The 12,298-nt window shown below is 63.5% G+C and carries 13 protein-coding genes and 1 tRNA gene; 4 read left to right on the top strand and 10 right to left on the bottom strand.

Annotated features, from left to right (window positions below; genetic code table 11):
• Positions 1 to 298 precede the first annotated feature (298 nt).
• From ACN0YJ_RS05265 to ACN0YJ_RS05230, 8 genes are all read right to left on the bottom strand, one after another.
• Positions 299 to 1,345 carry an NAD(P)-dependent alcohol dehydrogenase gene (locus tag ACN0YJ_RS05265; protein WP_417495547.1) on the bottom strand — a complete coding sequence of 349 codons (1,047 nt, stop codon included), beginning with the start codon at positions 1,343 to 1,345 and terminating at the stop codon, positions 299 to 301.
• 71 nt (positions 1,346 to 1,416) lie between these two features.
• Entirely contained in the window at positions 1,417 to 2,202 is a 786-nt protein-coding gene (gene pgeF / locus ACN0YJ_RS05260) for a peptidoglycan editing factor PgeF (RefSeq protein WP_417495546.1), read from the bottom strand.
• The gene (locus ACN0YJ_RS05255; protein WP_417495545.1) at positions 2,199 to 3,650 is read right to left on the bottom strand and encodes a protein adenylyltransferase SelO family protein; all 1,452 of its coding nucleotides are present in this window, start codon (positions 3,648 to 3,650) and stop codon (positions 2,199 to 2,201) included. The genes pgeF and ACN0YJ_RS05255 overlap by 4 nt, the downstream gene beginning before the upstream one ends.
• A 40-nt stretch (positions 3,651 to 3,690) precedes the next feature.
• Positions 3,691 to 4,614, bottom strand: a complete 924-nt coding sequence (locus ACN0YJ_RS05250) for an alpha/beta hydrolase (protein ID WP_417495544.1) — start codon at positions 4,612 to 4,614, stop codon at positions 3,691 to 3,693.
• 62 nt (positions 4,615 to 4,676) lie between these two features.
• Positions 4,677 to 4,901, bottom strand: a complete 225-nt coding sequence (locus tag ACN0YJ_RS05245) for a hypothetical protein (RefSeq protein WP_091766909.1) — start codon at positions 4,899 to 4,901, stop codon at positions 4,677 to 4,679.
• A 134-nt stretch (positions 4,902 to 5,035) separates the two neighbouring features.
• A complete protein-coding gene (locus tag ACN0YJ_RS05240) occupies positions 5,036 to 5,629 on the bottom strand; it encodes a DUF924 family protein (RefSeq protein WP_417495543.1) in 594 nt (197 codons plus the stop codon).
• A complete protein-coding gene (locus ACN0YJ_RS05235; RefSeq protein ID WP_417477976.1) occupies positions 5,626 to 7,419 on the bottom strand; it encodes a long-chain-acyl-CoA synthetase in 1,794 nt (597 codons plus the stop codon). The genes ACN0YJ_RS05240 and ACN0YJ_RS05235 overlap by 4 nt, the downstream gene beginning before the upstream one ends.
• 158 nt (positions 7,420 to 7,577) lie before the next feature.
• Positions 7,578 to 8,069, bottom strand: coding sequence for a MarR family winged helix-turn-helix transcriptional regulator (locus ACN0YJ_RS05230; protein ID WP_417495542.1), 492 nt, complete (start codon positions 8,067 to 8,069; stop codon positions 7,578 to 7,580).
• Between the two features lie 92 nt (positions 8,070 to 8,161).
• Between ACN0YJ_RS05230 and ACN0YJ_RS05225 the strand changes: the two genes are divergently transcribed.
• Complete coding sequence (locus ACN0YJ_RS05225; protein ID WP_417477974.1) at positions 8,162 to 9,274, top strand: dipeptidase; 1,113 nt, start codon at positions 8,162 to 8,164, stop codon at positions 9,272 to 9,274.
• A gap of 16 nt (positions 9,275 to 9,290) precedes the next feature.
• On the opposite strand, the gene ACN0YJ_RS05220 is transcribed toward ACN0YJ_RS05225, so the two are convergent.
• Positions 9,291 to 10,172, bottom strand: coding sequence for a YkgB family protein (locus ACN0YJ_RS05220; protein WP_417477973.1), 882 nt, complete (start codon positions 10,170 to 10,172; stop codon positions 9,291 to 9,293).
• 98 nt (positions 10,173 to 10,270) lie between these two features.
• Positions 10,271 to 10,355: transfer RNA gene (locus ACN0YJ_RS05215), tRNA-Leu, on the bottom strand.
• 125 nt (positions 10,356 to 10,480) lie between these two features.
• Between ACN0YJ_RS05215 and ACN0YJ_RS05210 the strand changes: the two genes are divergently transcribed.
• From ACN0YJ_RS05210 to ACN0YJ_RS05200, 3 genes are read left to right on the top strand one after another with little or no spacing between them, the layout of a single operon-like run.
• A complete protein-coding gene (locus ACN0YJ_RS05210; RefSeq protein WP_417477972.1) occupies positions 10,481 to 11,098 on the top strand; it encodes an exopolysaccharide biosynthesis protein in 618 nt (205 codons plus the stop codon).
• A 58-nt stretch (positions 11,099 to 11,156) separates the two neighbouring features.
• Complete coding sequence (locus tag ACN0YJ_RS05205; protein WP_417489445.1) at positions 11,157 to 11,687, top strand: disulfide bond formation protein B; 531 nt, start codon at positions 11,157 to 11,159, stop codon at positions 11,685 to 11,687.
• The gene (locus ACN0YJ_RS05200) at positions 11,684 to 12,292 is read left to right on the top strand and encodes a demethoxyubiquinone hydroxylase family protein (RefSeq protein WP_417495541.1); all 609 of its coding nucleotides are present in this window, start codon (positions 11,684 to 11,686) and stop codon (positions 12,290 to 12,292) included. Before ACN0YJ_RS05205 ends, ACN0YJ_RS05200 begins: the two co-directional genes overlap by 4 nt.
• Positions 12,293 to 12,298: the final 6 nt, after the last annotated feature.

Raw genomic sequence — 12,298 nt, 5'->3', positions numbered from 1 at the left:
TCCCGCTGGCCCAGGGGCGGGCGTATCCTCGGGGCGAGATTGCGCTCTTTGACATCGCCCGCCCCCGCAATACCCCGCCCGCAGTGGCGGCCGCTCGCATGACAGACAGTGACAGGGTGACAGTCTGCCGGCCATCCGGGCGCAACCCGTAATTCCCTGCCCTGCAAGGCTGATCCGCACGCCGGTCGCCAGAATGACAGACTGGCAGACAGCGGTTTTCAGTGACAGTCAGCATTGTAGTAGACGTCGTAGCAGACGCCCCGTTTTTACCGGAAAAAATCTACGCCGCCGTCCGCGCCTATTTCAGCGTCGCCATATCGACCACGAAACGGTATTTCACATCGCTTTTCAGCATGCGCTCATAGGCGGTATTGATGCCGTCCATCGGGATGATCTCGATATCGGAGACCAGGCCGTGTTGCCCACAAAAATCGAGCATTTCCTGGGTCTCGGCGATACCGCCGATCAGGGATCCGGCGATGGTGCGCCGGCGTCCGATCAAACGGCCCACGGAGGGCGATGGATGCGCCACTTCGGGCACACCCACCATCACCATCGTCCCGTCGCGCTTCAGGCAATCGAGGAAGGGATCGAGATTGTGTGACGCCGCCACCGTGTTGAGGATGAAGTCGAGCTGGCCGCGCATGGCCTTCATCGCCGCGCGGTCTTTGGAGATCACCACCTGGCTCGCACCGAGCCGTTTCGCGTCCTCGGCCTTGCCCGGCGAGGTGGTGAAGAGCACCACTTCGGCGCCCATCGCAGCCGCCAGCTTGACGCCCATATGGCCCAGCCCGCCCAGACCGACCACGCCAACACGCTGGCCCGGTCCGACCTTCCAGTGCCGCAGCGGCGAAAACGTCGTGATCCCGGCACACAGGAGCGGTGCCGCCCCGGCCGGATCCATGCCCTCGGGCAGGCGCAGGACGAAATCTTCTTTCACCGTCAGGCGCTGGGAATAGCCCCCGAACGTGTGGCTGCCATCGGCCAGGCGGCCATTATAGGTGCCGGTCATGCCGGTTTCGCAATATTGCTCCAGCCCGTCATGGCAGCTCTCGCACGCACCGCAACTATCGACCATGCAGCCGACGCCGACCTTGTCGCCGGTGTTGAATTTGGCGACGCCCTCGCCGACCGCCGTCACCGTGCCGATGATCTCGTGACCCGGAACGCACGGGTAAAGCGTATTGCCCCATTCGCCGCGCGCCTGGTGAATATCGCTATGGCAAACGCCGCAATATTCGATCTCGATCAGCACTTCGCCCGCGCCGGGCTCGCGCCGGTCGAAACGGATCGGTGCCAGGGCAGCGTCGGGCGCAGAGGCGGCATAGCCAAGGGATGCGGGCATGGGGAGAATCCTTTTGGGTGCGATTTGCGGTCAATCTAGGCACTCGCGACCGGCGATGAAAGCCGCCGCCCTCAGCGCAGGCCGATAATCCCCGCCTGGCCGCCGAAAATCCCGCTCTGCCCGCGGTGATGCGCGCGGCGCGCCGAGAAGAGGCGGCCCTCCTCGGCATAGGTACACAGTTGAGAACGCTCGATTTTTTCCGCCTGGAGACCCGCAGAGAGAAGCTGTCGCCGGCAAGCCTCGCCGACATCAAGCTGCGCCCCGCCCTCATCGTCGCGCGCGGAGAGAATGCCGCCCGCATCGGCGAAAACCGCTTCAAATTGCGCCACGACTTCCGGTCCGACCCGGTAATTCGCCGCCGAAATCGAGGGCCCGATCGCCGCGATCAGGTCGCCGGGCTCGCTGCCATATTCGCGGGCCATCGCGGCAATCGTCTCGCCAACAATATCGAGCACCGTGCTGCGCCAGCCGGAATGGATCGCAGCGACGGCGCGGCGTTTGGGATCAAGGATCAGGATCGGCGTGCAATCCGCCGTCTGGCACACCAGGCCAATGCCGGGCCGGTCGGTGATCATCGCATCGGCCTCACCGGCCGCCTGATCACCCTTCGGCGCTGCGTCAACACGCACAACCGCATTGCCGTGCACCTGGATCGCGAAGGCGAGATGGTCCAGCCCCAGCGCCTCGCGCACGCGGCCCCGATTGGTCGCAACATGCTCAGCGCTATCGCCGCGCGACCGCGTCATGTTGAGGCTCGCATAGGGCCCTTCGCTGACCCCGCCGGCCCTTGTCGTGAAGGCGTGCACCAGGCCGCTCTCGCCGGCCAGCAAGGGCGAGGTGAGTAGATCAAGGCTCATGGCAAAAACCCGGTCCGGCCCGCCCCCTGATCATCCCGGCCCAGATCATAACCCTGCCGCGCCAGCTCGATATCGGCCAATGCCGCATCAAGCGCCGACCAGTCATCATCCCCGGCGATCCGCTCCCAGATCGCCTCAACGACATCAATCGTCATCGCCACCGGTTCAGCCCGCGCGAAATAAGCATGCTCCAGCCGCTCCGGACGCACGGGCGCATGCTGGATCAGCAAGGCGTGCCAGGCCTCGAAGGCCTCGCCTGCATAGACGCTGGCGCGCGGGCCCTGCATCGCCCGGCCCTGCGAGGCCGGTCCGCCAAACCAGTCGAAAAACGCCGCCTCCCAGGGCAGGCGCGAGGCGAGCATGAAGGCGAGGAAAGCGCGCAGCATGGCTTCGTCATTGTCATCACCGCGCGAAGCGATTCCGAACCGGGCCAGGAACATGTCCAGCAAGGCCTGGCGATACAGCGCCGGGAATGTATTGAGCGCCGCCTCAAGGCTTTCGCGCTCGCCCGCCAGCGACAAGGCGCCGGCCAATTGCTGCAGCGCCCAGAACACCGCCTCGGGCTGGCGCGCATAGGCGTAAAGACCGCTCTCGTCGAAATAGGCCGCTGTGAAACCGGGATCATAATGCGGCAGGAAACGCCAGGGCCCGTAATCAAAGCTCTCGCCGGTGAGATTGAGATTATCGGTATTGAGGACGCCGTGCACAAAGCCCGCCGCCATCCAGCTCGCCGCAAGCCGGGCGTTCGCCGCGACCACCGCTTCGAGCAGCGCCGCCGGGCGATCCTCGCTCTCGGCCAGCGCCGGATAGTATTCTGCGACGGCGTGATCGATCAGCGCATTGATCCGTTCCGGGCTTTGCTCATAGGCCTGGCGCTGGAAGCTGCCGAAGCGCAAATGCGAATGCCCCAGCCGCGTCATCACGGCCGAGCGCGTCGGCGACGGCTCGTCATGGCGCTGCAAGGGCACGCCGGTCTCGAATACGGCGAAGAGTTTGGACGTGTACACGCCGAGCGCTTCGAGCATTTGCGCCGCGAGAATTTCGCGCACCGCGCCCTTCAGCGTCAGGCGCCCATCGCCGGCGCGCGACCAGGGCGTCTGGCCGGAACCCTTGGTCGCCAGATCGAGCAGACGCCCCTGCCCGTCGCGCAATTGCGCAAACAAAAAGCCGCGACCATCGCCGATCTGCGGATTGTAATTGCGGAATTGATGCCCGTGATAGCGCATCGCCAGCGGCTCGGGCTGATTGCCGGGCAAGGGTTCGAAGCGCTGGAAATGCGCGATCCGGGCCGCTGCATCGAGCGTCTCCAGCCCGGTCGCAGCCGCCCAGCGCCCGTTCCAGAAACGCTCAATGGCTTTCGGGAAGGCGGCTGGCTCAACCGGGTCGGCGAAGTCAGGGCCCAGAGCCATGAAGCGCGGATCGGGCGTGTAGGGCGTTTTGTTCGACATGGTGACGAGCTAAGCACTTGCCGGGCAAAACGCAAATGGCTCAGTCGCGCAGGGCATCGCCGAGCGCCAGCGCCGCCTTGTCGATCAAGGCGCGGGCTCCCGGCAGGATTGCGGTAAGGTTGAAATAGCCATGCGGCAAGGCTTTGCCCAGCGTATAGCTAACCGGCACACCAGCGGCGATCATCCGGTCACGATAGGCTTGCCCCTCATCCATCAACGGATCGAGTTCGGCTGCAGCGATATAGGCCGGCGGCAATCCGGCCAGATCATCCTCGAGCAGCGGCGAGGCGCGTTTGTCGCTGGCCTCGCTTTCATCGGCGAAATAATAGCGCGCGATCTGATCCAGCGTTATGGCGGAAAAGATATGCCCTTCTAGGGCCTTGAGCCTGGATTTACGGCGCTCGACCATTTGCATCAACGGATAGATCAGCAGCTGAAAACGCAATTGTCTGCGCCGGGCCTGCGCCAGCATCGCTGCAAGCCCGCCCCCGGCTGAATCGCCTGCAACGGCAAGCCGTTCGGGGTCCGCGCCGACAATATCAGCGCCCTCACCGGCCAGCCAGTCAAAGGCCGCGAGGACATCATCGGTCGCTGCAGGGAAAAGATGCTCCGGCGCCAGGCGGTAATCGACCGCCAGCACCCGCACACCGCTGATCGCCGCCAGGCGGCGACACAGCGCGTCATGACTGTCGAGATCACCGATGACATAGCCGCCGCCATGGCAAAAGAGCAGGCAAGGCGCCGGTGCCGTCGATCCATTGGGAATATACAGCCGCGCCGGCATTGCGCCGTCCGGACCGGGAATCGTCAACTCGCGCACGGCCTCGACCGGGGGCGGCGTGACATCGAGATGCGGTGCGGCATCGCGCAAGGCCTTGCGCATATGCGTCGCGGTGCGGCCCGGCTCAAACGGGTCGTCGAGACCGAACTTGCTGAGCGCCCGTGTCCAGGGAGAAGTGTCCATGGCCCCGAGTTAGCACAGCCGTTTCGGGCCGCAAACGGATAGATTGCCGCGGGCGCGTAGCGCTAGTGGATCGACAGCGAACCGGTACGGCCCAGCCGCCCGGCCAGGGCATCTTCCATCACCGAGCGCAGGGCGCGCCAGGCGTCAGCGCCCTCGACCTTGCCTTGCCCGTCGAGATCGAGAACCGCCTCATCGGCATAGCCGATGGCCTGTGGCCCGTGCAGATCGACCAGGGTCCAGGCGATCTGGCGGATGTCTTCGACGGTGATATGGACGTGCGGCGTCATGAGCGGGCTCTCCGGAGCATTGAAGTCTTGCCAGAGTATCAGCAAGCCCGGGGCCAGATGCCGCGTTCAAATTGTGATACAATTACAATGACTTGAAGATCACCCGGATAGCGCACCCGCGGTCAGGTCTGCCCTCAGGTCTTTTTTGCCGAGTCGATCCGGCCCGGTGCATAACCGCCGCCCTGGAGATAGTCGGCTTCTTCCGGTGTTGTTTCGCGCTGCAATGCCTCATTGCGATAAGGGAAACGACCGAAGCGGCGGATGACGTCGCGATGCTTGACGGCGTGATCATGCGTACCCTGGGAGGTCAGTCTCTCGGCCGCCAGCTCGACGCAATAATCCTGATCGCCCAGGGCTTCCGAATGCATGAAAGGCATATAGACAAAAGCCCGTTGCTCTTCGGGGACGGCCCAGTCGAAGCCACGCTCGATCATGATGCGCGCGACCTGGCGGGCAAGCGCATCGAAGGCAAAAGCCTTGCCGGAACCGCGCCAGATATTGCGCGGAAACTGGTCGAGCAGGAGGATCAGGGCCAGCGCACCTTCGGCCTCATCCTGCCAGGGATGTTCACCGGCGCGCAGCGCAGCCGCCTCGCGCTCGACACTGGCTGCGAAACGCCGCCGCATCCGGGCATCGAATTCCGGGGAGACTCGATACCAGGCAGCCGGCCCGGCTTCGTCAAACCAGAATTTGCGGATACCCGCCGCGGTGACGGCCGGCGCCGTCATACCCGCAACCGCCCGTCCACGATCTGCTCATAGAGTTCGCGCGTCAGCCGGACATATTTGCCGATCACCGGATGATCAATATAAAGCGGATCCTCGATCTGATCCGGATCGAAGCCCTCCTTGACCAGCTCGACCTTGCGCAGCTTGAAGGTGCCGGTCGTATCGGTCTGCTCCTGCAGCCGCAGGAAAAGCGGACGCGCGAAGGCCGGCAGGGCCCGGTGAATATGGTCGTGCAGTGCTTCCAGATCGACCACATGATGTCCGGCCACCAGCGCCGCCATCCCGGCCCGGCCCGCATGGCCCTGGACCTCGACGCCATAGACATTGGCCTGTTCGATGCCGTCGAAATTGAGCGCCTCGGCGACTTCACCGGTCGAGACATTCTCCGATTTCCAGCGATAGGTATCACCGACACGGTCGACGAAATAATAATAGCCCAGCCGGTCGCGCGTCATCAGATCGCCGGTGCGGAACCAGGCATCGCCGGGTTTGAAGACATTGCGCAGGATCTTCTTCTCGGTGTCTTCCTCGCTGCCATAACCGTCAAAGCGGAAGCGGGCATCCTCGGGATCGATCCGGCCGATGGCCTCACCGACTTCATCGGGCGCACACACGACACAATGCCCGTCGGCGCCGCGCAGCGGCATTTCGCTCTCAAGGTCGAACTTGACCAGATCTATATTGAAGCGATTGCGCAGATAGGACGGCACCCGCCCGATGGCGCCGGGCTGGTTGGTGGCATTGACGAGACCGACATTGCCTTCGGTCGACCCGTAGAATTCGACGATTTGGGGCAGTTTGAACCGTTCCTGGAATTGTTCCCAGACATCGCGGCGCATGCCATTGCCGATCGCACAGCGCAGTGTGTGCTGATGCTCCTCGGGCACTTCGGGCGAGTTGACCAGGAAGCGGCAGAGCTCCCCGACATACATGAACAGGGTCGCGCCGAATTTCACCGTATCGGGCCAGAAGGCGGAGGCGGAGAATCTTGGCCGAATCACCAGCGCCCCGCCAAAGGAGAGCGCACAGCCGACGCCGCACAGCCCGCCGGTCGCGTGGTAGAGCGGCAGCACCATCATCATGCGGTCACGGTCTGTGCATTTGGCTGCGATACCGAAAATGTTGAGATAATATAGCGCCCGCACATGCGTCATCAGCGCCGCCTTGGGCAGACCGGTCGTGCCGCTGGTGAACATTTTCAGCACCGGCTCGGACGATTTGACCGATGCGCGCACCGATGGATCAGGCCGCGCATCGCTCTGACGCTGCAGCGCCGCGTTGAAATCGCGCGAGCCGGCAAATTCGCCATCGACGCACCAGGCCTGAGCCTCGACATTGCCGGCCGCTTCGGCGGACATATAGGCGTCAGCCAGCGACGCCTCGACAATGGAATGGCGTGTCTCGCCAATCGTCAGGCAATGCGCGAGGGAATTGCCCTGCAGCTGGTTATTGATCAGCGAAGTCACCAGACCGACCTTGGACAGACCGAACCAGACGGCGATATATTCCCAGCGGTTGGACATGAAGAGCGCAACGGTCTCGCCGGGCTTCATACCCTGTTCCAGGGCCCAGTGAGCGACTCGATTGGCATAGGCGTCGAACGCCGCATAGCTGACCTCACCCTCATCGGTGAGCGCCATCGGACGGTCCGCGAAACGATCCACGGTCTTTTCGATATGATCGGGCACGCGCAGGCCTGACGCCGGCCCGACCTTCTTGATCTGACCGAGCACGCGCAGCATCGCCGTCAAAAACCCGGCTTCACGCGTGATGCTGGTGAATACTCCCATAGGCCAATTCTCCCGATTGGTTTTCACCAGAGTATGTGCGTCCGGGTTACCGTCAAGCAAAGGGCGTCATTGCGCAGGTGTTGTGAACGAAGTTTCACAAGGTTACGCAGGAAATCTGCGGCAAGCGGCACGCTGGCGGGCGCTACCATGGCCGTTTTCTACTGATCCGCCTCGAATCGACTGCGTACGCGGTCCTCGAATGATTGCCGCTTCAGGCTGTTTTCAAGCCGCTCCAGGGCCGCGATCACGCCGCCCGCCTCCGCCTCGATTTCCGCGGCCACGGCCTCGAAACTCTCCCATAGCGGATTCAATCGGTCGACAAGCGCCTCACCCGCAGCCGTCAGCGCCAGCAATGTCCGCCGGCCGTCGCGCGGGTCGGCTTCTGCGGCAATCAGCCCGTTCAGTTCGAGCGATTTGCGCGCCTGGCTGACCGAGACATGAGTGACGCCCAGCACCGCGGCAATCTCACCCACCGACATCCGCCCTTTGAGCCGGAGCTGGTTCAGCGTGCCGAACCAGCGCTGCTCGAATTTCAATCCGGTCAGCGCATAGCATCGGGTCGCATCCAGATCGATCGCTTCGGATATGCGGCGCAGTCTCGCGCCGAGGGCGCGGCTGCCGCGATCGCGGATATAGTCAGTTTCGGACATGACGGATCCTTAGGGTTTCGGACATGACGGAGCTCGGTCGCGTGGATATATGTAGGCACCTACGTAAATGCCCGCTTGTTCAAGGATCTGCAATGACCAACCTCCCACTGCACCGCCGCAACTTCCTGATGGCTGGCACGGCGGCGCTCGCCGCACCGGCCCTTCCCTTCACGAGCCGGGCGGATCCGGCCCGGCTTGACGCCCTGATGGCGCGCGCCACGGTGATCAATGGCAATATGCTGCCGGCGTTCGAAAGCAACCCGGAAGACGAGGCCTTCGGTCGGCAATTGAGCGCCACGGGTCTGACCGCGGTCAAATACAGTCTCGGCGGATCAGGTGCCGGCTTCGAAGGTGCGGTCGACCATATCGGCTGGATCAGCAATGAGATCACCCGTCATGCGGCGCACTACCTGCCGGTCTTGCAGGTGTCGGATATCGCGCGCGCAAAGGCGAGTGGGCGCATCGGCATCATCTATGCGTTTGAAGCCGCCACCATGTTCGAGGGCGATATCGAACGTATCCCTTTCTTCCATCGGTTGGGCGTGCGCTCGATGCAGCTCTCCTATAACGGGAGTTCGCCCTGGGCCTCCGGCGTGATGGTTGCGGATGAAACGGCCGGCCTCAGCGAATCGGGGCATCGCGCCGTCAATACGATGAATGCCGTCGGCGTCACCATTGATGCCAGCCATTCCAATGACCGCTCCACGCTCGACATCATCGCCGCGTCCAACCGTCCGGTTATGCTGTCCCATGCCGGCTGCAAGGGCGTCTATGATCATCCACGGAATCGGTCGGACGCGGTACTCCGGGCGATCGCCGACCAGGGCGGGGTCGTCGGCTTGTATGAGCTGGCCTATCTGACGCCGGGCCTCGAGCAACAGACGCTGGCCGACTATATGCGCCACCTCCTCCATGCGCTTGATATCTGCGGCACCGAGCATGTTGGCATTGGCAGCGACGCCCTGATGCTGGAATTCGACACCTCGCCCGGGGCGATGGAGGACTGGAATGCCAGCATCGTCCACCGGCGCGAGACCGGGATTGCCGCCCCTGGCGAAGGGCCGCCCCCCTTTGTGACCGGACTCAATGGTCCGCAGCGCATGCGGCGGATCGCCGAGGAACTCCTCGCCCATGGCTATGGAGAAACCGTGGTCGAGAAGGTGCTCGGCGGCAATTTCCTGCGCGTATTCGAAGACAGCTGGTAACGGGCCGGGCGGCGGCCTAGCGGTAGCGCCGCACCCGGGTTTCGGTGATGAAAGCGAAGCAGACCGACAGCAGTGCCAGGTCATTGAGCAGGAAATGACCGCTGCGCGAGAGCGCCGGGAAGCCACCGAGATCCGCGTCCCAGGCTCCGGGATAGGTGACCAGGAATGACAGCGTCAGCACGAAGGTGATGATCGACATCAACAGACCGATCCGGAACAGGCGCGGATTGAACCAATATCCCAGCAAAGCCAGCGCGGTGAACAGCTCGATCACCCCGATCAGACCCGAGATCACGCGATCGGGGATGAAGGCCTGCATCCAGGAAAACAGCGGGCTACTGGCGATCAGTGGCGCGATACCGGCGGCTTCGGCAGCGGTGAATTTCATCAGGCCGATCCAGACCAGCACGATAAACAGTCCGCACCACATCACCGGCAGGCTGATCGCGCGCGTCTTGCTGGTCCGGTTTGAGAATATCCGGGAATTATCGAAACTGCCGGCCCACAGGGCAAGGCCCAGAATGGCGATGTATTTCAAAATGCCCTGCCCCGACCCGATCGCCGGAAACCCGCCCTCGGCCGCGAGCCAGACCGGATTGGTCACCAGCGCCGTCACCGCCAGACCTGCGAAGATCCCCAGCAGGACGAAACCGATGCGGCGGAAACTGCCCAGCGGCAGCGGCGCACCGATCAACACAGCCATCACGATCTGGTAAATCCCCAGCGCCCGGGCAGCAGAGGCGGCCTGGTCTTCAAGTCCCGACAGGAAGGCATGGCCGCTGATCCACGAGCCTGCAATAGCTTCGCCAACCGGCGTGAAACCCATCGCACCAAACCAGATAAAGATGACGGCAAGGCTCGCGCGGGCGAACAGCAAGGCATTGGTTGTGGATGGCACGAACCGGTCTCCTGAGGGGTGCCGGCAAAGGCTAGCACCGGTGCTCTCCGGTGGCGAGAGTACCGGCCGATTCGCGTTGAAACCGGTCTGTCGAAAAATGGTGCCCCTGGCCAGACTCGAACTGGCACTCCGTGAGGAAACGGATTTTGAATCCGTCGCGTCTACCAGTTCCGCCACAGGGGCTAACCGTGGGAAATGCAGGAGGCGCAAGCTGACGATCCGCGCGCCCGCTGTCAACGGCCCAATGCGCTCGACCGGCAGCCCTCGTACAGCTAGGTTTGCGGACGCTTTTCGATCCAGGAGGCCCGATGACCGAAACGACTGCCTCGCGCGGGCTGATTGGCGCTCTCGAATACATCGCTGATGGCGCTGGCGAAGACGGGATGAGCCTGGGCGAATTCGTCGACGCGCTGGGCGAACGCGCCTTCGGGATCATCCTGTTTGCGATGGCGCTGCCGGTTTCTATTCCTTTCCTCTATGGCGTCCCGCAAGTGATGGCGCTGCCGATGATGGCGCTTTCGGCGCAGATGCTGCTCGGACGCGGCGAACCCTGGCTGCCGGCACGCTTCAAGGCCAGCCGGCTGGAAAAGCGCGGATTGATGCGGATGGCGCAAGGTGGCCGCAAATGGTTTGGCTGGCTGGAAGCGTTGGCGCGGCCGCGGCTGACCGCCCTGTCGGGCCCGACAGCGGAACGCCTGGTCGGCGGTATATTCGTGGTTTTCTGCACCTCGATCCTGATCCCGCTACCCGCGACCAATACGACACCGGGCATTGCGCTGGCGATTGCGGCGCTTGGCCTGCTGACGCGCGATGGCCTGCTGGTGATCGCCGGTCTGGTGCTGGGCATGGTCTGGATCGCCCTGCTGCTGGTCTTTGGACATGCGGTGATTGATGTCATCAAGACTTACCTGCAATCTGTCTTCTAGAAATCGTTTTCCTGTGTGCGCATTCGTCACGGTGCGAGCCCAATCAAGGTCGGTAATCATGCCCGAGATGAACCCTGTCCTGTCCCGCTTTCCGCTGACCCGATGGCCGCTCCTGCTCGCGGGTGGCTCGCTGCTGATGATGTTCGGCGCCTGGGGATTTCAATATATCGGCCATTACGACCCGTGCGCGCTTTGCTATGACCAGCGTCATATCCACATGGCTGTGATCGCCTTTGGCTTCGCCGTCGGATTTGCGCTGATGATCAAGCCCGACCTTGCCCGCTTCGCGCCCTGGGCGCTTTTCGCGATGGCCGCGCTGCTGCTGTATTCAGCCGGTTTTGCCGGCTGGCATGCCGGGATCGAAAACGGCTGGTGGGATGGCCCGGCCAGCTGCACCGTGTCCGGCGGCGGCAGTATCACCGCCAGCGACATCATGGCGGCCCTCAATGGCGAACGGCCGGTCGTACTGTGCGACGAGGCGGCCTGGCGCATGCTGGGTATTTCGATGGCCGGCTATAACGCGCTGATCTCCGCCGGCATGGCGGGCGTCGCGGCCTGGGTCGGCTTCCGGGGGTTGAAGGCATCATGACCACCCGCCCCGCCGACAAGGCCGGCACGCCCGGCGAAATCATTCCCCAACCCGGCATCCCCCTGCCCGGCAAGCGCCGCGATCCGGACCGGATCGAGCAAATGCTGCGCGTCGACCATGCCGGTGAATACGGAGCCGTGGCGATTTATGGCGGCCAGCGGGCGATTTACGGCAAGCTGCCGCACAAGGCCCGCATCGCCCGCCAACTTGAAGAGATGGAAGCCGACGAACAGGCCCATCTGGACGCATTCGACGCCCTGCTGGTCGAACACCGGGCCCGCCCGACTGCACTGGGTCCGGTCTGGAACATGGCCGGCCACGCGCTCGGCGCCGTAACCGCCCTGATGGGCGACAAGGCGGCCCATGCCTGCACCGAAGCGGTCGAGACGGTGATCGAACAGCATTATGCCGGCCAGATCACCGAGCTGCGCGCCATGGGTGAAGACGCACTCGCCGACCGGTTTGACCAGTTTCGTATGGAAGAACTGGCCCATCGTGACCTCGCCGTCGAGGAAGGGGCCAAGGACGCTCCGGGCTATCCGCTCCTGTCCGGACTGATCCAGGCCGGTTGCCGTCTGGCGATCAAGGTCAGCGAAAAAGTCTGAGCACAT

This window comes from Maricaulis sp., assembly GCF_048270095.1.
In the GTDB taxonomy this organism is placed as follows: Bacteria; Pseudomonadota; Alphaproteobacteria; order Caulobacterales; family Maricaulaceae; genus Maricaulis.
Note: the sequence above shows the minus strand (reverse complement) of the source record. Positions and strands in the feature narration are given on the sequence as shown.